Below are 24,586 nucleotides of genomic sequence, written 5' to 3' on the forward strand. Positions count from 1 at the left end.
TATTCACATTTCTATAGTTTGTTCATGTACTTATCTCAAAGTAAGCGCTATCATTTTACTGGGATAAAAAAACTATAGGAGGAATCATGGATGAAGTGTTGGTTTAAAAGTGGAGTAGGGCTGTTGTTGGCAATTGGTGTAGTTGGTGTCTCAGGATGTGGCGTCAAAAATCAAGCAGAGTCAAATTCGATTGACTATCAAGAAACGGAAGAAGCAAAAGTTGATCGAGGGATGGCTAATCAGCCAGAATCTTCTTATTGGTTTCCAGAAGAGTTATTGCAATGGGACTTTTCAAAAGACGAAGATGCAAAATACAATGTTAGTGCTGTACCATTGGCACAACGGGTAGATAAAACAAAGTTGATTCCTTCAAATAAAACACAAAATACAGAGATGAAAGTAGTAGCTTTATCCATTATGAACAGTAGTACCAGCGGCAATGCACCACGAGGTGTGAACACTTTTGATGCCAATGTTTTTTCTAACTGGCAATATATCGATCAATTAGTTTACTGGGGGGGTTCATCTGGTGAAGGAATTATTGTTCCACCAAGTCCGGATGTGATTGATGCGGCTCATAAAAATGGTGTGCCAGTGTTAGGAACTGTGTTCTTTCCACAAACTGCGCATGGTGGAAAAATCGAATGGCTAGATACTTTCTTAGAAAAAGATGCTAATGGGACATTTCCTTTAGTCGACAAGCTGATTGAAGTTGCGCAAAGTTACGGGTTTGATGGCTGGTTCATTAACCAAGAAACAGATACAGTTGTGACTAGCTTTGATGAAGCTAAAGAAAACAAAAATGCTCAAATAGCAGATAAAGCTGATGGATTGAACAAAGAACATGCCGATTTAATGCAAGAATTTATCAAAGAATTTAAAGGGAAACAAGCTGATTTAGATATCATGTGGTATGATTCGATGACATCTGAAGGAAAAATGGATTGGCAAAATGCTTTGACCGATCAAAACCAAGCTTATTTAGTAGATGCAGACATGAATCCAGTAGCGGATAGCATGTTTTTGAATTTTTGGTGGAATACGGAGCAATTAGCAAGCAAGGAACTTTTGAAAGCATCTAAGAAAAAAGCAAATGAATTAGGCATTGATCCTTATGATTTATTTGCAGGAATCGATGTTCAAGAAAAAGGTTACGCTACCCCAGTTGATTGGGAGTTATTTGTGGATGATAAAGGTGTCCCTTATACTTCTTTGGGATTATACGTTCCTAGTTGGACGTACAGTTCTGCTAGTGATCCAGATGATTTTCAAAATCGAGAAGAACGTTTTTGGGTCAATGACAAGGGAGATCCAACTCAAAATATCGCCTTAAAAGGGCAAGATTGGCCGGGAGTTTCGACGTATGCGCTGGAGCAAACAGCAATCACTTCTTTGCCTTTTGTAACGAATTTCAATACAGGAAATGGGTATAATTATTTTATCAAAGGCCAAAAGGTATCAAGTCTAGATTGGAATAACCGAAGCATGCAAGATATCATGCCGACTTACCGTTGGATAATGGAGCATGAAAATAACAATGATTTATCAATTAGAATGGATTATGCAGATGCTTTCAATGGAGGTAATTCATTATTGTTTAGAGGAAATATGACAAAAAATGCGGTTAGCCAAGTGAAGCTTTATCGAATGGAAACAACGCTAACAAAAGATTCAGAGATAACTACAACCGCTAAAGCATCAGATGCTACCAAGCTGGAGATTGTCTTGACGTTTGAAGACGGAAGTACAGAAACAGTTGCATCAAGTCAAAAAGTAACAAATGATTGGACAACCTTGAAGTATTCATTAGAAAAATTTGCAGGAAAAACAGTCACATCACTTTCTTATAAAATAACTTCAGAAAAAACAAATGACACTTATGAATTACATTTAGGACAGCTAGCAATGACGGACTCACCTGCTACAGAAAAAATGGCTGTTGCAAATGCTGAAGTGGAAGATGTTGTTTTTGATGAAGAAGAAAGTAATTATGCAGGGATTCGCTTGACATGGGATAGTAAAGACAGTGAAGCAGAACATTATGAAATTTATCGAATAAATAAAGATAATACTCGTTCTTTCCTAGGTGCAACACCTGCGACGACACATTACATCAATGGACTGGAAAGACAAAAGAACGTGCAACAGACAAAATTGGAAATTGTTCCCGTTGATACTCTTGGAAATCGAGGCATGGCATCAGATCCAATCTCTTTTGAATGGCCAGATAATACATTACCAAAAGCAAGTTTTACGGCTTCTAAAACATTGGCGGCTCCCGGGGAACAAATTAGTTTCACAAATACATCTTCTTCCAATACGGACAAAGTAACTTGGGAATTTGAAGGTGGCGATATTGAAACAAGTACCGAAAATAAGCCTGTCGTTACTTATGATAAAGAGGGTGTGTATAAAGTAAAACTGACCGCAGAAAATGAAGAAGGAAAAACACCGATTGAGATGGAAGGTTTGATTACAATCAGTCAAAAAGTCCCTGCCGAATTGGTGTTGCTATCTTTAAATGCGAAAACAGAAGCCTCTTCGTTTACAAATGATTCGGAAGCGCCTGAATTTGCAGTTGATGGGAAACTTGAAACAAAATGGTGTGCAACGGGAACACCTCCCCATGAAATCATTGTCGATTTGGGTAATAGCCAAACAGTCAGTGAAGTTCGATTCGCACATGCAGAGGCTGGTGGCGAAAATGCAGATATGAATACAAAGGCTTATACAATCGAAGTAAGCCAAGATGGAAAAGAGTACAAGAAAGTTTCACGAACAATCAATAATACGGAAAAAAATAGCACCAATACCTTTGCCGTGGAACAAGCACGATATGTGAAAGTAAGTGTGGATAAACCTACACAAGGTTCAGACACAGCAGTGCGAATGTATGAACTGGGTGTTTATGGAATGAAAGATTTATTGAAATAAAAAATTGACAAGAAGATAGGTCAGCCCTATTGCAAAAAAGGAAACAAGTGAATAAAAATTTAGGAGCTGTGACAAAACTCGTGTCACAGCTCTTTCTTTTTCCTTTAATTAGACTTTTTTGTTAATCATCAAAAAAGTCTATCCTTTTTCGGATAATCCAGACAAAAAGTTGGCAGTTTGCCAGTTAAAAGGTACACTTAGAAATAGCGATTATCAAAAGAGTTGCTGACAATCATTAAGAGAAAAAAGGACGTGGTCTGAAATGAAAAAATATCGTGGAGCAATTGTTATCTCGGTAATCATTACCTTGTTACCACTTGTGGCAAGTGCCATTTTTTGGGAAGAAATTCCGAATCAAGTTGCGACACATTTTGATTTGAATTGGCAAGCGAATGGCTGGAGCTCAAAGGGATTTGCGTTGATTGGCTTACCATTTCTTCTGGCAGGCTTACAATTATTGGTTGCCTTTTTCGTGTTAAATGATCCAAAGCAAAAAGTGACAAAACGTTGGATTATCTACAGCGTTTTAGGAATCATTCCGCTGATTGCACTTTTTGTTCAAGCATTGACCATCAGTTATGCTTTAGGCAATCAGGCAACATGGTTGATGAAAATTAGTCCCGCTGCATTTATCGGAATCATCTTTATTGTTTCAGGAGTGATTCTGACCGCTGTTCCGCAAAATTATACAGTGGGTATTCGTTTACCTTGGACGTTGAGCAGTGAACAGAATTGGCTACAAACAAATAGACTGGGTGCCAAAACATTTATTGCAGGCGGTATTTTGATGTTACTCGCAAGTTTTGTTTCATGGGAATTTTTAATGATGCCAATTATCGTGATTGTTATTTTGATTCCAACGATTTATTCATTTTGGCTGCATCGAAAAGGAATTTGATAAAGTGAAAACTAGTAAAAATAGCAGAAAATAGGATGAAAATGAACTATTTTAGGAGATGAAGAAGGATGCATATTGAACATTTAGCTGTTTGGACGAAAGATTTGGAAAAAATGAGAACGTTTTACGAAAAATATTTTCAGGCAACAAGTAGGGAACGCTATCGTAATCCAAAAACACAATTTCAATCTTACTTTTTAAGTTTTGGTTCAGGGAGTCGCTTAGAATTGACAACGAAACCACATCTAGCAAATCGAGTCACAGATCATTTAGGCTATGCACACTTAGCGATGGCGGTAGGGACGAAAGAAGAAGTTGATCGTTTTGCTGATCGATTTGTCCAAGATGGCTATCCTTTACTGAGCGGACCGCGAACGACAGGTGATGGTTATTATGAGGCAGTAATCCAAGATCCAGAAGGAAACTTGATTGAATTAACGACAGATGCGATCGACTAATCAAAGATAAAAAAGGTGGTTAAAGCGAATGGCAAGAGATTTTGATTACGAGCAAATGCTAGCTGGTGAACTTTATAAGGCATCAGGTATTTTTCCAGAAAATCGCTCGATTAATGGACAAAAGCTAGCACAGAAAATCAATCAATTACCAATTGATGAAACGAAAAAAATTGTGGCACTGGAAAAAGAACTTTTTGGTAAAACGGGTGAACATATTTATGTCAATCCACCTCTTCATGTCGATTATGGTCGTCATGTGGAGATTGGCGAAAATTTTTATGCAAATATGGATTGCATCTTTCTAGACGTGAATAAAATAAAAATTGGGGATAATGTCATGGTGGGGCCAAGAGTCAGTTTCTTTACCGCAGGTCACCCAACAGATGCAGAAATCCGCATAACAGATTTAGAATTTGGCTTACCGATTACTGTTGGAAATAATGTTTGGATTGGTGGAAACAGTGTTCTACTACCTGGAATAACGGTTGGAAACAATTCGATTATTGCGGCGGGGTCAGTTGTTACAAAAGACGTACCTGATCATACGATTGTTGGCGGAAACCCAGCAAAAGTGATTCGTAAAGTCAATCAAGCTGATAAAGAAAAATGGCAAAAGCAAATGAAAAAATATCACTTGCGTAAGGAAGAACATCTCAATAAAATGAGTGAGTAAAATAGACAGTAAACCAACTAGACAAAAAACGAGACGAGGAAATGTTCTTTCCTAATCTCGTTTTTTTACTTTATTTAATTGAGCAGTGAGGACACTGGCACATTCTCAAAAATATTTTTCTGCCCCAATCCACATTCTTTTCTCAAACAGATATGAACGATTTTTTAGAAGCTGGATACTTCTTCTACCACTTTCTTTTTCCGTTTGTTTATGAAATAAAGGAAGGTACAAATCAATGGAATGATTCCAGAAACAATGTATAATCCTCTGAATGAAGTGAACGATTTCAAGGTTCCCATAATATAAGGACCAACGCCTAATCCTAAATCTAATCCGATGAAGTAAGTAGATAACGCAATACTGATTCGATGTTCACGAACGATTTTCAAACAAACTGCTTGTCCGTTAGACATAAAGGTTCCATAACCAAGTCCAACTAAGGCTCCTGAAACCAGTAACATGAAACTATTGGTTGTTGCACTAAGTAAAAACAAGCCAGCAGTTAAGAAAAGATAACTAGGATACATAACGTATTGTTCACCTTTTGTATCAAAAATTCGACCCGTCAATGGGCGAGTAAAAGTGATTACCAACGCGTAAACAACAAAGAAAAAAGAACCAGCGCTAACTAAATGAATCACTTGCGTATAAGAAGATAAGAAGGACAGAACACTTGAATAAGATAAGCCCATCAAAAAAGCGATTCCTGTAATAAATAAGGCTTTTTTCTCAATAAAACTATCAACTGTCCATGAAGTCAATTGTTCTTTTTGTTCAGCTGACAAAACAATGTTTTTGACAGGGAAGAACAGACAAGCGATAGTGACTAAGAAAACTAAGACAATCGTGAACCAAATGATGAAATGGAAATCAGTCATGTTTAACAAGATCATTCCTAAAAATGGTCCAATTGCAGCGGCTAAGCTAGTACTCAAACCATAATAATTGATTCCTTCACCTTTTTTATTCATTGGAATATATGCCGTCACGATTGCATTTGTTGCAGTTGAAACTGTTCCATAACCAAAACCATTTAAAAAGCGAACAAGGTAAAGAATTCCGATGGAAGGCATGTAAAGATAAGCGATGGTAGTCAATAGATAAAAAATTGCACCACCTTGTAACGTAATTTTTCGGCCAATCAATTCAAGTTGTTTCCCCATCAATAAACGAGCAAGCAAAGTACCAATAATATAAATGCCAGAAGCAAATCCTGCTTGACTTAAGCTAGCGTGTAAGCTGTCTTGGGCGATAACTGCGATGATGACCATTAATAAGTAATAAACGAGATAAACAATAAAGTTAATAAGTGTGATACCAATAAAATGTTTGTTGAATAATTTGTCTTCCATTTGTTTTGCTAATTCCCCTTAATGTACATATGAATATGCTTTTAGTTTTTCAATTTGAACTTCAACATCGTGATAATTTGATGGATAACGATCGACAAGTTGTTGGATAAATAGATCACGTGTTTCCATAAACAATTGTAAGAATTCTTGACACTCTTCATCTGGCGTTTCTTCAACAGATTTAATCAACTCAATTGAGTTTTGATAAGCATCATTTAGGAAAACTAATGATGCTTTCATATCAAATCTTGTGCGGTACGCTGTTTCTAATCGGTTAATAATAGTGTTCATCCAAAATTGCATTTTTTTGACCTCGATTCAGTAATTTTTTTTACATACGGAGTATAGCGAAGAAAAAAAATGAAGAAAATGAACTTGGTTATACAAAAAGGTACTTAACAAATGTTACTATCATTAGTAAAATACCTATGAACTTTAAAAATCTTGGAAATCTTGTATTATTTTTTTAGATAAATGTTTGGATGGGGGAGCATGATTGGATAATCGAGCACTAGCAGAATATGTAACAAGTAAAAATATTCCAATTATACGAAAGGGGTATCACAAGTATTTAACATTTGAAGGAGTCGAGGATTGTTACACTTACATCTTGAAAGAGGGAATCGTTAAAGCAAGCGTGATCTCAAACGACGGAAGAGAATTCAATCTAAGATATGTCAATGACTTAGAAGTGGTATCACTAATTAAAGATGAATACTCACAATTTATTGATTCACCTTATAATATTCGGGTGGAATCAGAATATGCGGAGTTTTATCGTGTCAATCGGGTGAAGTTCTGGGAGGACATCAATAATAATCCTGATTTGCAGCATCATGTAAAAGAATTTTACCGTTTTCGCTTATTAAGCGTCATGAAAAAAATGCAACAGATGCTATTAAATGGAAAATTGGGCGCAGTTTGTACGCAGTTGTATGAATTGTATGACATGTTTGGTGTGCGAACACCTGAAGGGTTGCTGATTGATTTTCCAATTACGAATGAAGAAATTGCTAAGTTTTGTGGTATTTCGACGGCAAGTAGTGTCAGTCGAATTTTGAAGCAACTAAAAGATAAGGGGATTATTACAGTTCAGGATCACCATTTGATCATTACGAATATGGAGCTGTTGGAAGATAATATTATTTTTTAAAAAAGGTTGTGGCGCAAAACGTTCAGCTCCGAACAGATAGCGAGCAGTCACTCAAAACAGTATCTCATGTTTTGAAGTGAATGAAAGCTATATGGAGGAGTTGTTTTGGGAACACCGAGAGAAAGGTTGTGGCGCCAAGCGTTCAGCTTCAAGCAATAAGGAATTTTTCTAAAAATAGCTACTCATGTTTTTATGAAAAAAAGACTTATTGCCGAAGAAGCTGCTTGGGGAACACCGAGAAAAAAGATTGAAGCACAAAACGTCTAGCTCTAACACGTTAGCAAGTAAGCAAGCACAACAGTTTGATCAATAGCAAAAGAGGGGAAGACAACACTGTCTTCCCCTCTTTTTAACGGATGTTAGTAACATAATTATTTAAACGACTTAGGATTTGCTTTCAACAACAGTTGTTGAAACTAATTCTTCAGTTTCAGTTTTTTCTTGTTCTAAGGCATGCTCTTTTGCTAATTCATTTTTGTCATAAATTTTAACAAATGGATAGTACATTACGACTGACAGAACAATCAACAGACAGTTTAAAACTGCTGCGCGCCAGTCGCCTCCAGTAGCTAAATACGCACCAATTGGTCCAGGTAGAGTCCAAGGAGCAGTGATTGTAACGGCACTGACAAAACCTAGTCTAGTTGCGAACCAAGCAATAGTTGCGCAAGCCATCGGAGTTAAAATGAAGGGAATAATCAATGTTGGGTTTAAAACAATTGGGACACCAAAAATAACTGGTTCATTGATATTGAAAATGGATGGTGTAATAATTGCTTTTCCTAGTTTTGAAGCGTATTTTGATTTGGCAGTGAAGGCTAGTAAGATAGCAAGGCCGATTGTACAACCAGATCCGCCAATCCAGATAAACCATTGGTAAAAAGGCTCAGCTGCAATATTTGGTAAAGTTTCACCAGCAGCAGCAGCTGTAGTATTAGCTTCTAAGATTTGTAACCATAGTGGACGCGCCAGTGATCCAATAATTGAAACGCCGTGAATCCCAAATGCCCAGAAGAAAGTAATCATGAAAATCAGTAGCAATACACTTGGCAGCGTATCAGTTGCACTGATTAAAGGACTAACAATTTTTGAAACAGCTGAATGCCAGTCAAAACCAATATAATAGCTAATAGTAGAGATAACTAGAATGACGATTAACGTTGGTGTTAATGATTCAAAAGAACGAGCAACTGCAGGTGGTACTTGGTCGGGCATAGTGATTTTGAATTTTGATTTATCTGTTAAGCGATAGACTTCAACTGCAAAAATTGATGTGATGATGCCGACAAACATTCCTCCACCACCAAGGTTCGCCATTGGTAAGACAAAACCAGAAGTTCCAGCAGCATCAGCAGCTTCTAAAGGAATATTTACAGGTACAAAAGTCAACAGAAAAGCAATTGTAGACAGAATGCCGCCGGAAACAACATCTAAGTTGTACGTTTTTGAAAGGCTAGCCCCAATTCCGAATGTTGCATAAAGGGACATAATGTACATGGTCATACGATAAGGTAACAAGATTGTTGCGGCGTTAGAAGACAAAAACTGATAAATGCCCCATGATTGTGGTAGTGGTGGAAAGGCAATAATCAAAAAGAACGAACCAACAATAATTAACGGTAGCGTTGCAATGATTCCGTCACGAATCGCTCGTAAGTGTCGTTGATTGGCTATTTTTGCCATTGGTCCAGCTAAATGTAACTCAATAAAATTAGTGAAAGCTGTTAACATAGTTTACACTCCTTTAAATAAAATCAATTAAAAAATAATTCCTTGATAGATCCAAATGTACGCTAAAATTTCTAAAATAATCAGTGAGATGCCAAAAGTAATAAAAAAGCCCTTACAAAATCCTCTTTTTGTTTGGATGAAATATGGATTCACCGCTAAAACTGTCGCTAAGCTAATGGGTAAGAAAAGCATAACGCCAAGATTGATACTCCAGTTTGCCAAGTAAAATAAATAAGGAATAAAAATACCACCAAAAATGCAAGCAAGTAAAAGTAATCCAGCTGTTTTCACACCAAAGTGAATATGCAATGTTTCATTTGTTTCTCTTTGCATAAAATTACCTCCTTTCAACAATTAATTAAACGCTTACAAAAGATAACAATAAAAAAGAGCGCCTAGAGATCTCTTCTTTTTTAGTATACAGTTAAGAAATTAAAAATCAATATATTTTTTATTTTTTTGTAATTTTGTTTCTTAGTAGAATTGAAATTTCTTTATTTTTTTATATGTTTGAAAACGCATTTCTTAGATGGTATGATAAAGGCAATTAAGAAGGAGGAGGACAATGACAAAAATTTTATGGGGCGGGGCAACTGCTGCCAGTCAATATGAAGGCGGTTACACAAAGAGAGGGATAGACACACAAGACTGTCGACCTTATTTAGAAAAAACATCGAATGCGACAGTGGCTACACGATTGCTAACTAAAAAGACTGTTGAACAAGCGATGGAAGAAAATCAATTTTTTTATCCGTTCAGAAAAGGATCTAGCGGAGAGGAACGAACGGCTGAAGACTTAGCATTGCTTAGTGAGCTAGGCTTAGATGTTTATCGTTTATCAATTAGTTGGTCACGCTTATTTCCAAATGGGGATGAAGAGATTCCTAATGAAGACGGAATGAAGTATTACGACGACATTTTTAAAGAGCTAACCAAACAAAAAATCAAAATCTTTTTGACAATCAATCACTATGCGTTGCCACTTCAATTAGTAACAGAACAAGGCGGATGGAAAAATCGTAAAACAATTGATAGTTATTTGAGATTAGTTACAGTTATTTTTAGTCATTGGGGCGAGTTGATTGATTATTATTTACCTTTCAATGAAATCAATGCTGGATACTTTAGTCCTTATAATGGTACGGGATTATTGAAGCCAGAAGATGATGCTTACGCGTACAATGACATCTTTTTAAGTTTGCATCATCAATTTATTGCTAGTGCACAAGCGATTGCTCTAGGGAAAAAAATGAAGGTCAAAGGACAATTTGGTGCAATGATTTCATGTTTTTGTTACTATCCTTTAACACCAAAACCTGAGGATAATTTACAGTTAGTTTTAGATGAACAAATCAATCAATGGTTCTGTATGGACGTCCTAGCAAGAGGAGAATATCCTTATTATATGGACAAATTTTTCTTGGAACACAATGTCGATTTTGAAATAAGTGAAGCAGATCGTCAGCTTTTAAAAGAAAATACTTGTGATTTTGTCTCCTTTTCTTATTATTCTTCAAGTATTAGTTCGGTAGAAGAAAGTCAACAGCAAACGGCTGGAAATTTAGTAGCGACGACAAAAAATCCTTATTTAAAAGCAAGTGAATGGGGCTGGCAAATTGATCCAGTTGGATTGAAGACAACACTGCTAAAGGTGTATGACCGTTATCAAAAACCAGTAATGATTGCTGAAAATGGATTGGGTGCAAGAGATTTGAAAGAGGCAGATGGTATCCATGATGTGTATCGTATCGAATACTTTAAGCAGCATTTTAAGCAAATTTTAGAAGCAGAGCAAGTAGGAGTAAATGTCCTAGCATACTTTGCTTGGGGGATTATTGACATTGTTTCGGCGGGAAGTTGTGAAATGGAAAAACGATATGGTGTTATTTTTGTTGAAGCAGATAACCAAGGAAATGGATCTTATAATCGTTATAAAAAAGATAGCTTTTATTGGTATCAAACATTTATTGCCGAGCAAAAAGCAGAAAGAAGAAAGTCACAAAAAGTGGAGTAGAGGAAGTTATGAAATATGTCATTGGAATTGATTGTGGAGGAACGAAAACACAGGCGATTGCGTATGATTTAGAAGAGAATGTTTTAGGAGAGGCAATTGAAGGCTTTGGCAATTTGTTGATTTCTTATGAACAAGCAAAGGCGAATATTTTTCGAGCAATTGACGACTTGCTAACTAAATTTGGAAGAGCTGACTGTCAATTGATTGCGTTAGGCATCGCTGGTATTGATGGTGGTGGTTTACGAGAGAAAATTCAGAACGAGTTAGCGTACTATGACTATCCTGTTTATTTATATAATGATGCACAATTTAGCTATTTAGCAAAGGTGGGGTTTCAACCAGGAATTTTAGCAATTGCTGGAACAGGTTCTGCATTTTTTGGTCTAAAAGAAAAACAGTGGTACCGCGTAGGTGGCTGGGGTCAGTTATTAGGTGATGAAGGTTCCGCTTATCATTTAGCAATTGCTGCTATCAAATTAGTTCTAGCAGAATTTGATGAAGGAAAAACATTGTCACCTTTTGCTCAAGATTTATTAGCTTTTTTTGGTGCGGAGGATGTGATGAACTTGGTAAAGATAATTTATCAAAAAAACAAAGGCGAAATTGCTAGCGTAGCATCTTTTTGTTCAAGCTATGAACAAAAAGATGCGCGTGTGTCAGAACTGCTGAAACAAACGGGTGAATTACTAGCCAAGCAAGTCACTCAGTTAGCTAAAAAAATGAAGTTAACCTCAGGATTTTATTTGGGGATTAATGGTAGCTTGCTGGAAAAACAGGCGACGGTGCGACAAGTTTTTCTCGAACAATTAAAAAGTTACGAAGTTGTGCTTATACCTGATACGGTTCAGAATGCGAAGGCTGCATTAGTTATTTGGAAAAATCAGTTGGCTGCACAAAGCATAAGTACTGCTAACTTTCGCTAAAAAAAACTCCTCGAAATCAATCCGATTTTGAGGAGTTTTTCTTTGGCAGATAATGGCTTAAAAGCTTCTTCCACCACCGCCAAAAGTTCCACCACCACTTGAGTGAGTAGTGCTTCCGCCACCACCGCCACTTCCTGGCGGTGGGCTTTTAGGAATTCGTCTAGTAGTGACAAAAGAGTTTGTTAAACGATCGGTTTTATCAGTTAACTTGATGCTTGAATTTTCACGATAAGGATATTTATATGAACCAAATTTTAGTTGATATTTAGAAACTGTTACAAAGTAAAAAACAAGGCTCAATACCAATGCAACGATGAGCGCAAGTACAATTTCAACAGTTGTTAAGACTTTGTAGCGAGTGATCTTTCCAGTTTCTTCATCCACTCGATAGTGCCCACCTGGAACACCTGCTTCGACGTAATCGGCAACCTTGGTAAGATAAGCAGTCGCAGCTTGGTAGTAATCTTGATTGGACATGCCATCATAGACTTCATCAAGTGTTGATTCGATTCGATTGTCATCCAAGTAATCAATCATGTTGCCCGAGGTTGAAATGTAAATTTCTCTTTGCCCCATATCTAACAATAAAACAGAACCATTTTCATTATTTCCAACGGCATCTCGCAAGTAATCATCTGCAAAATTACGTGGTTCATCAGAATTGTTTGTTGTTGTAACGATTAAGACTTCGCCTTTGATTTTTTCGTTGATAGGCTTAGCTTGGTTTTCTAATGCTTGAATTTGTTCGGTTGTAAACAAACCAGCTTCATCATTGACTGTCGGGGTTGCGGCATGAGCAACAAGCGGGAAAAAACAGCCAATTAGAACGAAAAAGAAAATCGAAAGTTGTTTTTTCATATCAAATACCCCACAATCATCAACAAGATAGCAGTAATGGTGAAGATACCAAGTGATGTGAACCCCAATTTCTTTTTGCTGACAGGCAGAACACCACTTACTTTTCCTGTCTGTCCATTCATTGCATAATAGTAAACTTTTTTTGAGTCACGACTACGGTAAGTCACCAGCCAGACCGGAAGTAACAAATAATTATTTTTTTGATTGTTAATTGCAACGGAACTACGAACACCAGTTAAAGTGGTGTAACCAGAGGCTGTTTCGCGTAAAAGTTTTTCGGAATAGTCTTTTAATTCTGATTCGACTTCTGAACGAATCGCTTGATATTCAATATCCCGTTTTTCTGCCTGAAATCCAGCAAGGTATTGATTTTTAAAGTCGATTGCTTTATTCAACGGAAAAGGTTGGACACCTTCAACCATTTTTTGCTGAGTATTTTTAGATAGAGCATTCTTGACTAACTCTTTAAAAGAAAGTTTTCCCTCACGATAGACAGCAAATTGTTTTGTCTCGGTATATTCAATATCGCCAACACGCCAGACGCGCAAGACAGTTCCATTTGCTTGGAAATCTCCTTCTAATTCAGCATCGGTTGACCAATAGGGAAAATAAACGCCAGTTAGTTTGTCGATTTGTTCAGAATTAAAGAAGGCTTTTGGAATAAACCATTTTTTCTTTGTCCATGCTAAAAATTGTTTGATTGCTTCCTCTTTTTCAATTGCAAAAGGGAGGACCTTATTTGGTAAAAATTCACCACTTAATCGGCCCGACAAAACAACTGGATTATGGCAATAATAACAATACGTCGCAGCTGTTGTTGCATCAGTCACGATTTCGGCTCCACAACTTGGACAAAGAAATAGTTCCATGGTAGGCGCTTCATCATTTGTTTCTTGACCATTTGCTTCAGTGGCGCCCACGGCTTCATCATAAGCTTGACGTTCGGTGTCGTCCATTTTATCTAATTGTTCTTGTGCTGTGAAGGTAAAGTCACCAGTTGCATTTATTGATTCATCAGCTGTATCAGCTGATGAATCAATAGCGCGAGCTTCTTTTTGCTGTTGCTCATAGAGGCTCACTTCTTCTTCTGTAAATATGCTTAGGCAGTAGTCACAATGAAATTTTTGGTCTTTAGGATCAAAAGTTAAAGGACCGCCGCAGTTTGGACATTTATGTGTAATGACATCCATTGGCTACACCCCTTCTTTTTTAGTCCAAAGGTACTCCTTTAAATGGTTTGCCACAATGCGGGCAGAATTTTGGGATACCATTTGAAAGATCAACGACCTCACCACATTCACTGCATTTCATTTCTAGTTTTGGTTGTGCAGCGGGTGCAGGTCTAGCTGCTCCACAATTAGAACAGAATTTACCTGTGTTTTCCGTACCGCAAACGGGACAAGTCCAAGTATCAGCATTTCCAGTTGCAGCTTGTTGATTTTGTTTTTCTGCTTGTTGTTTCATTTGTTCTTGGTTATTTTGTGCAGCTTGAGCAAGGTAAGCACTGTTAGCATTCATTCCCATGCCAACACCCATGAAACCAGTCATTGCACCGCCTTCATTTTTTCCGGCGGCTTCCATTCCGCGAGCAATCGAGCCTTGAACATAGCCCTCACGAACACTTGGATCACCAAGCATGGCACCTTCATTTCGCATGTTGATTAGTTTGACAGAATCATCGGTGTAAGAAATACTTGCAACGGCTACAGAAACAATTTCCATCCCACGTAGTTCACGCCACGAATCATCTAAAGCAGAGGCCATATATTTACTTAATTCCAAACTTTTTGATGGGACATAAGAAATTCGTTGACCATCTGCTGACATTTGGTTGATTGCCGATTGCAAAGCAGTTAAAAACTCTGCTAAATATTGTTCATTGATGTCGGCAATTTCCACTTGTGTTTTATTTTTTGGAATAGCATTTGTATAAAATAAGATTGGATCTGTGATGTGGATTGAGTAAGCGCCATGCGCACGTAAAAATAATTCTGCATTATAAAAATTGTCAAAATAATTTAACGGTGAAGTTGTACCAAACTTGATTCCTTTTAATTCTTGTAAATTAATATAGAAGACTTGTTGTTTTTGTGGCGTGACGCCACCAAATTTAAAACGACTAAATGTTTCGCTGATTGCGTCTTTTAATGAGCCATTAAACATAGAAGGTGCAGCATCATTCTTGATGGTGTAGTAACCTTCTTCAGCTGTGTAATCAATGATTTTTCCACCGTCAACAAGGAGCATCATCATGTTTGGATAGACATGGACAACAGTTCCGTCTGTTAAAACATCTTCCGTCCCTTTACGATTTGAACCGCGTTTATCATCTTTACGAACTTTGACACCTTTTGTCATCACGGTCGTATCACTCATGTTATCTGGTTCAATGACCTCAAGCCATTGATCAGCTAATCCACCACCGACTGTACTTGTTGCAGCTTTAATTAATCCCATAAAAAATTCCTCCTTAGATAAATAGCCTAAAGAAACAGCTTAAATTATTTTCTTTATTATACCATAGGGGAATGAAAATGCTCTCAGCCAAAAGTCTTAAAGAGCTTTCGTGTGAATGAATGTTTCCTCTTGGAAAAAGCCAAGGAGTAGAGTAGTTTTTTTTAATAAAATCACGTATAATAAATAATAGTGAATTTTTTTTAAGAGGGGGATCTATATGGCATACCAAGCACTTTACCGTGTCTGGCGTTCACAACGCTTCGATGACATTGTTGGACAAAAAGCTGTTACACAGACATTGAAAAATGCTATCGTTTCCCATAAAACATCTCATGCGTATTTATTTACTGGGCCTCGAGGAACTGGTAAGACAAGTGCAGCAAAAATTTTTGCTAAAGCAATCAACTGTCCAAACAGTCAAGATGGTGAACCTTGTAATGAATGTGAGATGTGTCGATCAATTACAGCTGGAACACAAGAAGATGTAATTGAAATCGATGCTGCAAGTAATAACGGAGTGGAAGAAATCCGTTTTATTCGTGATCGCGCCAATTATGCACCCACGAAGGCAACCTATAAAGTTTATATTATTGATGAAGTCCATATGCTTTCGACAGGGGCTTTTAATGCGTTACTAAAAACATTAGAAGAACCAAAAGAAAGTGTCATTTTTATTTTGGCAACGACAGAACCACACAAAATTCCAGCAACAATTATTTCTCGTACACAGCGATTTGATTTTAAACGAATCAATGCATCTGATATTGTTGAGCATTTGGAATTTATTTTAAATGAATCAAATATTTCATATGAAAAGCAAGCGCTAGGCGTCATCGCGCGCGCTGCTGAAGGCGGGATGCGGGATGCACTGAGTATCTTAGACCAATCCATTTCTTTTAGTGAAGGAACGATTACGCTAAATGATGCAATGCAGGTAACCGGTAGCTTAACGTATGAAATGATGGACGACTATTTGAGTGCTTGTGTCGAACAGAATGTTGCGCAAGCATTGAATGCGTTGGAACAGATGTTAGCCGCAGGAAAAGAAGCCCGTCGTTTTTTAGAAGACTTATTGCAATATTGTCGTGATTTGCTGATGTATCAGCAAGCACCTCAATTAGTGACGGAGAAAACGAGTCAGCTAACTTTGACCTTTGTAAATCTTTCACAAGAAATGAAAGCTGAACAGCTTTTTCAAATGATCAAGATATTAAGTGAAACACAAAATGAGATTCGGTTTACCAATAGTGCTACGATTTATTTGGAAGTCGCAACTGTCAAGCTAGCGCAAAAAACATCATTGACAGGCCCGCAAGCACTGCCTCAAGGTGAACCAGCTGAAAGCCAAGCAGTGGAGAAGCTTCAGCAAGAAGTTTCCGAGCTGAAAAAAGAATTAAAAGCACTCAAAAGTAATCAGGGTACAGCCAATAACGCTAGTCAGCCCGCGCCACAAGTAGTGCATAAAAAACAAGCAAGCTCTTATCGCGTACCGACTGAGCGAGTGTACCAAGTGTTAAAAGAAGCGACTCGTCAAGATTTGAATCAGGTCAAAGAAGTTTGGGATGATTTATTGATGAGCCTGTCAGTGACACAGCGAGCGATGTTGAAAGCAAGTGAACCAGTGGCGGCAGGACCGAAAAGTATGGTAATCGCTTTTGACTACGAAATCGTTTGTCAACGAGCAACAAATGACGATGAGTTGCAATTAGCGATTCACAATAACTTGAGTCGAATGATTCACGATTATGCACCAGATACAGTGTATATCACACGAGAAAGCTGGCCAGAATTGCGTAAAAATTATTTGATTCAAAGTAAAGATAACGGACAATCCACTTCTTTTGTTCCAGAAACAGATGAAGAAGAAATCGAGTTGATTCCCCAAGAGCCAGAAACAGTAGAAACTGTGGTGGCAAAGGCAGAAGAGCTATTTGGAACAGACTCAGTAACAATTATTGATGATTAACATTTAAAGGAGAGCGATACAATGATGCGTGGAATGGGAAATATGCAAGGAATGATGAAACAAGTACAAAAAATGCAAAAAGAAATGGTTCAGGCACAAGATGCGTTGAATGAGAAAGAATTTACAGGGGCAGCAACCAATGATTTAGTAAAAGTAGCGTTCACTGGGAATCGTCGCATGAAAGACGTTGAGATCAAACCAGAAGTACTAGATCCAGAAGATCCAGAAATGTTGCAAGACTTGTTAGTTATGGCTGTCAATGATGCGTTAACAAAAATTGACACAGAAACTGAAAAAACAATGGGTAAATATACCAAAGGAATGCCTGGATTCTAATTTTTTCGTGAAGGAGTAATGATTATGCAATATCCAGAACCAATTGCCAAACTGATCGACAGCTATATGAAACTTCCTGGGATTGGTCAAAAAACGGCTACACGTTTAGCATTTTTTACAATCGATATGAAAGATGAAGTAGTTAATGAATTTGCCAAATCGTTGTTGAGTGTCAAGCGTGATTTGCACTTTTGTAGCATTTGCGGAAACATTACTGAAGAAGACCCTTGCGAAATTTGTAAAGATCCGTCACGCGACCGCAGTATTATTTTAGTAGTCGAGGAACCCAAAGATGTGATGGCAATGGAAAAAATGCGCGAGTACCATGGCTTATACCATGTTCTTCATGGCGTGTTATCGCCAACTGAAGGAACTGGACCAGAAGATATCAATATTTCCTCTTTATTGCAACGACTGCATAACGATGAGGTAAAAGAAGTCATCATAGCAACAAACGCAACAACGGAAGGTGAAGCAACTGCGATGTATCTATCTCGTTTAATCAAACCTGCTGGCATCAAAGTTACTCGACTAGCACATGGTTTATCTGTCGGTTCAGATATCGAGTATGCGGATGAAGTTACGTTGTTAAAAGCAGTTGAAGGACGGCGTGAGCTGTAATTTTTTGAAATAATTTGAATTTCAGCTACAATGAAGATGTAGTGCAAGAGATGGAGGCAAAAGTGTGAACGGACTATTTATCACAATTGAGGGGCCGGATGGTGCTGGAAAAACGAGCATCCTGAAGGAATTATTTCCTCTATTGAAAAAAGTCGCAAAAACAGAAATGATTCAAACAAGAGAACCTGGTGGTATTCCAATTGCGGAAGAAATTCGCCAAGTCATTCTTGATCCTAAAAACGAACGGATGGATGAACGAACAGAAGCACTTCTTTATGCAGCTGCTAGAAGACAACATTTAGTTGAAAAGATTTTGCCTGCATTAAAAGAAGGAAGTATTGTTCTTTGTGATCGTTTTGTGGATAGTTCACTTGCCTATCAAGGTGCTGGACGACGTATTGGCATGCGTGAAATCGCTCGATTGAATGAGTTTGCAACGGAAGGATTGACGCCTGATTTTACTTTATATCTGGATGTTGATTCTGATACTGGGTTGCATCGTATCCAAAAAAATCGCCAGAATCAAATTGATCGCTTAGATTCTGAGGGACTTGAGTTTCATCAACGGGTTCGTCATGCGTATCTAAAACTTGCGGAAGAATACCCAGAACGTATTCATAAAATTGATGCAAGATTGAGTTTTGAAGAAGTTCTTCAGGCTAGTTATTATGCTATTATTGAGAAATATCCACAATTTTTTGAAAATTAGGAAGGTGACTGTGTATGAAAATTATTTTAGCTATTATCCAAGACAAAGATAGTAACCGTTTATCTAATGAATTGATTGATGCCAATATCCGAGCAACAAAATTATCTTCAACTGGTGGCTTTTTAAAAGCTGGCAATAGCACATTTATTGTAGGGATTGAAGATGAACGAGTAGATGAAGCGCTTGAAATTATCAAGAAGACTTGTGAATCTCGTAAACAATTTGTTTCAACACCAGTTACGTTGGATATTTCTATGGATGGCGGCGTTCCTTACCCAGTAGAGGTGGAAGTTGGCGGAGCAACAGTCTTTGTTTTACCTGTCGAAGGATTCCATCATTTTTAGGAGGAGCTATGAAACAAGAAGAGTTAGTAAAACTGGCTCAAATGCAACATTTCGTTTATCAACAGCTTCAACGAAGTTTTGAGCATGGGCGCCTCGCTCATGCTTATCTTTTTGAGGGCGAAAAAGGAACGGGTAAACATGAAATGGGTATTTGGTTGGCTCAGCATTTATTTTGTACACAATTAACAGATAACCAGCCTTGTGGTGTTTGCAATAACTGCCAGCGGATTCAAAATAACGAACATCCAGACGTATTAGTGGTCGAACCTGAAGGGCAAACAATCAAGGTAGATCAAATTCGTCGTTTACAAACAGAATTTAGTCGAAGTGGATATGAATCAAAAAAGAAAGTTTTCATAATCAAGGAAGCAGAGAAAATGAATGTGAGTGCGGCAAATAGTCTACTCAAGTTCTTAGAAGAGCCACCGGGTGATTTTCTAGCGATTTTAGAAACAGATGCGATTGGCCGAATTTTACCAACGATTCAATCACGTTGCCAAGTTTTGCATTTTCAAGAACTTTCAAAAGAAGTTTTAATCTACAAGCTACAAGAAGAACAAATTCCATTGGAAAAAGCGAAACTTTTGGCATTCTTAACCAACAGTTTACGAAAAGCAGTTGAAATCTCAGAAGATGAATGGTTTAATGAGGCTAAGGACTCGATTTATCAGTGGTTCACCTATCTACAAAAGCAAGACCCACAAGCATTTATCTATGTCCAAAAGAAATTGACCAAAGTATTTAAGGAAAAAAGTCAACAGTTTATGGCACTTTCAATTCTGTTATTTTATTTCCAAGAAGCACAAAAACAAGCAATTTTTGCTGAAGAATCAAACAAGACAAAAAAAGCCAATCAAATCATTGAACATATTTTAGTTGCTGAACAAAAACTACGCAGTAATGTGAGTTTTCAAGCAGTAGCTGAACAGTTCGTTTTACAAACGATTTTTTAATTATAGCTGAGTAACCAAGGAGGTTGGAAATGGTAGAAGTAGTAGGCGTCCGTTATAGAGATGCTGGGCATATCTATTATTTTGCGCCAGGGGATTCTGAATATTTTTATAATGATAAGGTGTTAGTCGAATCTCAACAAACCTTACATATTGCAACAGTTGCCATTCCCAAACGAGAACTTGATTCCCAAGATTTACCAGAAGAAGTCAAACCCATTTTGCATAAAGCCTCGGCTACCGAGTTAGCAAAAGAACAAAAAAATCAACAAGATGCTACCGAAGCGTTAAAAATCGCCAAACAAAAAGCGCGTGAACACGAATTAGAAATGAAAATCGTGAAGGTGGAGTACACGTTTGATCGAAGTAAAATGATTTTTTCTTTTACTGCTGATGGACGAATTGACTTTCGGGAATTGGTGAAAGAGTTAGCAAGTATTTTTCGGACTAGGATCGAGTTACGTCAAATTGGCGTTCGTGATGAAGCGAAAATTATTGGTGGAATAGGCCCCTGTGGTCGACCATTATGCTGTTCGACATTTTTAGGAGATTTTGTACCGGTTTCAATCAAAATGGCAAAAGATCAAGGGCTTTCTTTGAATCCAACAAAAATTTCTGGCTTATGTGGACGGTTGATGTGTTGTCTGCAATATGAGAGCGCAGAATATGAGGCGGCAAAAAAAGAACTCCCTGACTTTGGAAAAATGATTGAAACACCTGATGGTAAAGGGAAAGTCGTAGGATTAAACCTGCTTAGCCGAATTGTAAAAGTTCGGCTGACAGGACGAGAAAATCCAGTGGAGTATGAATGGGATGAATTAAAAGACTTCATTCAAGTAGGTGAGATGAATGGATAAGCGATCTTTATATGACGGCTTAAACCAGCTAGAATCAGAATTACGAAATACCTTAACTGAATTAGTAGAAATGAAGCACGCACTTCATGAAATCGTCGAAAAAAATACTACGCTTGAGATGGAAAACCAACGCCTGCGTGAACATTTGCGTGAGTTGAATCAAGTGGCAGAAGCACCTGCTGAAAGCGTCAAACAAGAACTGTCAAAATCCCGAATGAATTTAGAAAAAATTTACGAAGAGGGATTTCATGTTTGTTATGACCTCTATGGTTCACGTCGCGAAAATGATGAGCCTTGCGCGTTTTGTTTAGAAGTCATTTATCGTGAAAGTGGACGCTAATACTAAAAAGTTGTCTATGCTAGGGGCAAAGACGTGAGTCGTTCGACTTGTGTCTTCGCTCTTTTTTTATTAAGGAGGCAGGAAATGTATAATCAAAAAAGTTTTAAGGATCATTCAGGTATAGGAACTTTGTATCTTGTTCCTACGCCGATTGGTAACCTTGAAGATATGACTTACCGGAGTGTTCGTCTGTTACATGAAGCAGATTTGATTGCAAGTGAAGATACACGTAATACACAAAAATTATTAAACCATTTTGAAGTGGAGACACCACAAAAAAGTTTGCATGAACATAACTATAAAGAACGAATTCCGTACTTACTCGAGCAATTGAAAATAGGACAATCGATTGCCCAAGTGAGTGATGCGGGAATGCCTTCTATTAGCGATCCTGGTCACGAATTAGTCGTCGCATGTATCGAAGAAGGAATCCCAGTCGTTTCGGTACCCGGACCTACGGCAGGTATCACGGCTTTGATTGCTTCAGGTCTCGTACCACAACCATTTTTATTTTATGGATTTTTACCAAGGAAAAAGAAAGAACAAAAAGAAACTTTGGCGCAATTAAAGACCCAAACAGCAACACTTATTTTTTATGAATCACCATACCGTGTAAGTGCTACACTCGAAAACATACGCGTGGTATTTGGAAATCGCCAAGTGGTTCTATGTCGAGAACTAACGAAGATCCATGAAGAATATCTACGTGGAGACATAGACGAACTATTAATGTATCTAAAAGAAAATCAAATCAAAGGTGAATGTTGCTTGATGGTTGCGGGCGATGATGGTCGTCTGATCGAAGCAGAGGAAGTCAATCAAGTTTCTTTGAAGGAGCAAGTAGAGGCCTTGATTACAGCTGGTGAGAAACCAAATGCTGCTATTAAAAAAGTGGCTGCAATGAATCATCTGAAAAAGCAAGAAGTCTATCGACAATTTCATGAATTAGATGCATGAGAACAAAATTTCAACGTAATAGACAAAAAGTCGGGAACAAAGCAGATTTGTGTTTTGTTCCCGACTTTTTGTCTAAAAGCTGATTTCATACATGTTACTCAAAATAAGTGGGAAGAGGAGTGTTGAATTTCAGAAATGTGTACGCTTGTTTATTAATGACTTTAGTCGGTTTCATCTGTTTTACGTGCGAAACAACAGCTAGGTGTTTCTACATGTGGACGAAATAGTTTCAACGATAAAAAAAGTCCTTTCCATAGACTAATAAAGGGCTGTTAACCAAATTTTAGATTGAAAGTTTTTTCATATCTAAGGATGATAAAAATTTAGCGTATACTAGCTGGAATGGTGAGTAGTCTATCGTTTTTACTTCTTTTTTGCATGAAGCGAACCGAATGAATGATTTTGCACCGAGTAAATGGAACCATTTCATGATTAAGCAACAAAAAAAGTAACGCTCTTTATCAATAATCACGCACGTTTCAAAACATAAGATTTAAATCACAATTGCTTGATAGGGAACAAAAGTTCGACTATAATAACAAAGAGAGTAAGGTCGAGGTGAATAAATATGGAACTACAGTTTCCTTTACATAATGATACATCTAGAAAAATCATCCATATCGACATGGATGCTTTTTTCGCCTCGGTTGAAGAACGAGATCATCCAGAATTCAGAGGACATCCTTTGGTTATTGCTCGCCATCCAAGTGATACTGGTGGTCGGGGTGTCGTGACAACAGCAAATTATGAAGCCAGACAATATGGGATTCACTCAGCGATGAGTGCGCAAAAAGCATTTGAATTGTGTCCAACAGCTATTTTTAAACCTGGCGATCATCAAAAGTATTCTGAAGTATCCCAAATCGTTCGAGAAGTTTTTCACCGGTACACGGATATCGTTGAACCTGTCAGTATTGACGAAGCGTATCTGGATGTGACAGAAAACAAAGTGGGGTGTAAATCAGCAATTAAAATTGCTCGAATGATCCAAGCAGATATTTGGGAAGCTGTTCATTTAACTTGCTCGGCAGGAGTCAGCTACAATAAATTTTTGGCAAAACTGGCTTCTGATTATCAAAAGCCAAGAGGGATTACTGTGGTGACTCCTCAAGAAGCGGTGTCTTTTTTGAAAAAATTACCAATTGAAAAATTTCATGGCGTTGGTAAAAAAACAGTTCCTAAAATGAATGAGCTAGGAATTTTTACAGGTGCAGATTTATATGAAATGAGTGAAATGCAGCTGATTCAAAACTTTGGAAAAATGGGCTATTCACTTTATCGAAAAGTTCGCGGGATTCATGATTCTCCAGTCAACGTAACTCGAGAGCGAAAATCAGTTGGTAAAGAGCATACCTATGGTCAGCCATTGCAAACAGAAGAAGCTGTTTTGGCACAGCTTCGACAGTTGGCAGAAAAGGTAGAAGAAGCACTACGAAAAGTTCAAAAGCATGGAAAAACAGTCGTATTAAAAGTTCGCTATACGGACTATTCAACAATTACGAAGCGGGTAACGTTACCTGAATACATTTACAAAAAAGAAGCTCTATATTATCAAGCTAGTTTGATTTGGGAAGAAGTTTTGGGCGTAGAGAAGGGTGTTCGATTGTTAGGAATTACACTTACGAACTTAGATCCTATGACCTATGAAAATATTGTTTTACCTTTATGGGATTTGAAGGATTGATTAGGAGAGGTTGTAAAAGAAGTGCCTAGCTTCAATAAATAAGAATAAATTACCAGAAATCTTTCTCAAATTTTTGAGTAATTTAGACTTATTTTGAGGAAGTTACTTCTTGAACACCGTGGATAAGGTTGTGGCGCAAACTGCTTAGCTCCGAACAGATAACGAGCAAGCACTCAAAATAGCTTTTCATATTTTGAAGTGAATGCAAGCTATCTCGAGGAGTTGGTTTGGGAACACCGTGAATAAGGTTGTGGCGCCAAGCGTTCAGCTTCGAAAAAATAATGAGCAACTGACAAAAATAGCATTTCATATTTTTGGACAGTTATGAATTAGTGCGAGAAGCTGCTTGGGAAACACCGTTTACTCTTAAA

24 protein-coding genes are annotated in these 24,586 nt (G+C 37.6%); 17 read left to right on the plus strand and 7 right to left on the minus strand.

Going from position 1 to position 24,586, the window contains the following annotated elements; all coding sequences use genetic code 11:
- The first annotated feature begins 90 nt into the window (after positions 1-90).
- From RV17_RS00060 to RV17_RS00075, 4 genes are all read left to right on the plus strand, one after another.
- Positions 91-2,934 (plus strand): endo-beta-N-acetylglucosaminidase, encoded by a 2,844-nt coding sequence (locus tag RV17_RS00060; RefSeq protein ID WP_071868174.1) that lies wholly within the window; start codon positions 91-93, stop codon positions 2,932-2,934.
- 262 nt (positions 2,935-3,196) lie between these two features.
- Complete coding sequence (locus tag RV17_RS00065; RefSeq protein ID WP_067480337.1) at positions 3,197-3,832, plus strand: SdpI family protein; 636 nt, start codon at positions 3,197-3,199, stop codon at positions 3,830-3,832.
- 68 nt (positions 3,833-3,900) lie between these two features.
- Positions 3,901-4,290, plus strand: coding sequence for a VOC family protein (locus RV17_RS00070; protein WP_071868175.1), 390 nt, complete (start codon positions 3,901-3,903; stop codon positions 4,288-4,290).
- A 28-nt stretch (positions 4,291-4,318) separates the two neighbouring features.
- Positions 4,319-4,963, plus strand: a complete 645-nt coding sequence (locus RV17_RS00075) for a sugar O-acetyltransferase (RefSeq protein WP_071868176.1) — start codon at positions 4,319-4,321, stop codon at positions 4,961-4,963.
- 164 nt (positions 4,964-5,127) lie between these two features.
- On the opposite strand, the gene RV17_RS00080 is transcribed toward RV17_RS00075, so the two are convergent.
- Together RV17_RS00080 and RV17_RS00085 are read right to left on the minus strand one after the other, a co-directional pair.
- A complete protein-coding gene (locus tag RV17_RS00080) occupies positions 5,128-6,315 on the minus strand; it encodes an MFS transporter (protein ID WP_071868177.1) in 1,188 nt (395 codons plus the stop codon).
- Positions 6,316-6,333: 18 nt separating this feature from the next.
- A complete protein-coding gene (locus tag RV17_RS00085; protein ID WP_067480348.1) occupies positions 6,334-6,618 on the minus strand; it encodes a hypothetical protein in 285 nt (94 codons plus the stop codon).
- Between the two features lie 193 nt (positions 6,619-6,811).
- On the opposite strand from RV17_RS00085, the gene RV17_RS00090 reads away from it, so the two are divergent.
- Positions 6,812-7,468 (plus strand): Crp/Fnr family transcriptional regulator, encoded by a 657-nt coding sequence (locus RV17_RS00090; protein ID WP_071868178.1) that lies wholly within the window; start codon positions 6,812-6,814, stop codon positions 7,466-7,468.
- Positions 7,469-7,852: 384 nt separating this feature from the next.
- Here RV17_RS00090 and RV17_RS00095 read toward each other — a convergent pair whose 3' ends face one another.
- A complete protein-coding gene (locus RV17_RS00095) occupies positions 7,853-9,199 on the minus strand; it encodes a PTS sugar transporter subunit IIC (protein WP_067480357.1) in 1,347 nt (448 codons plus the stop codon).
- 27 nt (positions 9,200-9,226) lie between these two features.
- On the minus strand, positions 9,227-9,532 hold the full coding sequence (locus tag RV17_RS00100; protein ID WP_067480359.1) for a hypothetical protein: 306 nt from the start codon (positions 9,530-9,532) through the stop codon (positions 9,227-9,229).
- Positions 9,533-9,764: 232 nt separating this feature from the next.
- Here RV17_RS00100 and RV17_RS00105 point away from each other — a divergent pair, with 232 nt between their 5' ends.
- Both RV17_RS00105 and RV17_RS00110 read left to right on the plus strand, forming a co-directional pair.
- Complete coding sequence (locus tag RV17_RS00105) at positions 9,765-11,213, plus strand: glycoside hydrolase family 1 protein (protein WP_071868179.1); 1,449 nt, start codon at positions 9,765-9,767, stop codon at positions 11,211-11,213.
- 8 nt (positions 11,214-11,221) lie between these two features.
- Positions 11,222-12,136, plus strand: coding sequence for an N-acetylglucosamine kinase (locus RV17_RS00110; protein ID WP_067480364.1), 915 nt, complete (start codon positions 11,222-11,224; stop codon positions 12,134-12,136).
- Positions 12,137-12,193: 57 nt separating this feature from the next.
- Here the strand turns inward: RV17_RS00110 and RV17_RS00115 are convergent, their stop codons facing one another.
- From RV17_RS00115 to RV17_RS00125, 3 genes are read right to left on the minus strand one after another with little or no spacing between them, the layout of a single operon-like run.
- Positions 12,194-12,994, minus strand: coding sequence for a TPM domain-containing protein (locus RV17_RS00115; protein ID WP_071868180.1), 801 nt, complete (start codon positions 12,992-12,994; stop codon positions 12,194-12,196).
- Positions 12,991-14,184 (minus strand): ATP-binding protein, encoded by a 1,194-nt coding sequence (locus RV17_RS00120; protein WP_067480370.1) that lies wholly within the window; start codon positions 14,182-14,184, stop codon positions 12,991-12,993. Before RV17_RS00120 ends, RV17_RS00115 begins: the two co-directional genes overlap by 4 nt.
- Before the next feature lie 19 nt (positions 14,185-14,203).
- The gene (locus RV17_RS00125) at positions 14,204-15,451 is read right to left on the minus strand and encodes an SPFH domain-containing protein (RefSeq protein ID WP_067480373.1); all 1,248 of its coding nucleotides are present in this window, start codon (positions 15,449-15,451) and stop codon (positions 14,204-14,206) included.
- A 217-nt stretch (positions 15,452-15,668) separates the two neighbouring features.
- On the opposite strand from RV17_RS00125, the gene dnaX reads away from it, so the two are divergent.
- From dnaX to dinB, 10 genes are all read left to right on the plus strand, one after another.
- A complete protein-coding gene (gene dnaX / locus RV17_RS00130; protein ID WP_071868181.1) occupies positions 15,669-17,417 on the plus strand; it encodes a DNA polymerase III subunit gamma/tau in 1,749 nt (582 codons plus the stop codon).
- A gap of 21 nt (positions 17,418-17,438) precedes the next feature.
- The gene (locus RV17_RS00135) at positions 17,439-17,753 is read left to right on the plus strand and encodes a YbaB/EbfC family nucleoid-associated protein (RefSeq protein ID WP_071868182.1); all 315 of its coding nucleotides are present in this window, start codon (positions 17,439-17,441) and stop codon (positions 17,751-17,753) included.
- 24 nt (positions 17,754-17,777) lie between these two features.
- The gene (gene recR, locus RV17_RS00140) at positions 17,778-18,374 is read left to right on the plus strand and encodes a recombination mediator RecR (protein WP_067480382.1); all 597 of its coding nucleotides are present in this window, start codon (positions 17,778-17,780) and stop codon (positions 18,372-18,374) included.
- Positions 18,375-18,438: 64 nt separating this feature from the next.
- A complete protein-coding gene (gene tmk / locus RV17_RS00145) occupies positions 18,439-19,083 on the plus strand; it encodes a dTMP kinase (RefSeq protein ID WP_071868183.1) in 645 nt (214 codons plus the stop codon).
- Between the two features lie 14 nt (positions 19,084-19,097).
- Complete coding sequence (locus RV17_RS00150; RefSeq protein ID WP_067480388.1) at positions 19,098-19,427, plus strand: cyclic-di-AMP receptor; 330 nt, start codon at positions 19,098-19,100, stop codon at positions 19,425-19,427.
- An 8-nt stretch (positions 19,428-19,435) separates the two neighbouring features.
- Positions 19,436-20,380 (plus strand): DNA polymerase III subunit delta', encoded by a 945-nt coding sequence (gene holB, locus RV17_RS00155; RefSeq protein WP_071868184.1) that lies wholly within the window; start codon positions 19,436-19,438, stop codon positions 20,378-20,380.
- 29 nt (positions 20,381-20,409) lie between these two features.
- Positions 20,410-21,234 (plus strand): PSP1 domain-containing protein, encoded by an 825-nt coding sequence (locus RV17_RS00160; RefSeq protein WP_067480397.1) that lies wholly within the window; start codon positions 20,410-20,412, stop codon positions 21,232-21,234.
- Positions 21,227-21,574 carry a DNA replication initiation control protein YabA gene (locus RV17_RS00165; protein WP_067480400.1) on the plus strand — a complete coding sequence of 116 codons (348 nt, stop codon included), beginning with the start codon at positions 21,227-21,229 and terminating at the stop codon, positions 21,572-21,574. The genes RV17_RS00160 and RV17_RS00165 overlap by 8 nt, the downstream gene beginning before the upstream one ends.
- Before the next feature lie 84 nt (positions 21,575-21,658).
- On the plus strand, positions 21,659-22,531 hold the full coding sequence (gene rsmI, locus RV17_RS00170) for a 16S rRNA (cytidine(1402)-2'-O)-methyltransferase (RefSeq protein WP_067480403.1): 873 nt from the start codon (positions 21,659-21,661) through the stop codon (positions 22,529-22,531).
- Between the two features lie 568 nt (positions 22,532-23,099).
- Positions 23,100-24,215 (plus strand): DNA polymerase IV, encoded by a 1,116-nt coding sequence (gene dinB / locus RV17_RS00175; RefSeq protein ID WP_071868185.1) that lies wholly within the window; start codon positions 23,100-23,102, stop codon positions 24,213-24,215.
- Positions 24,216-24,586: the final 371 nt, after the last annotated feature.

The organism is Enterococcus thailandicus (genome assembly GCF_001886265.1).
Lineage (GTDB): Bacteria > Bacillota > Bacilli > Lactobacillales > Enterococcaceae > Enterococcus_B > Enterococcus_B thailandicus.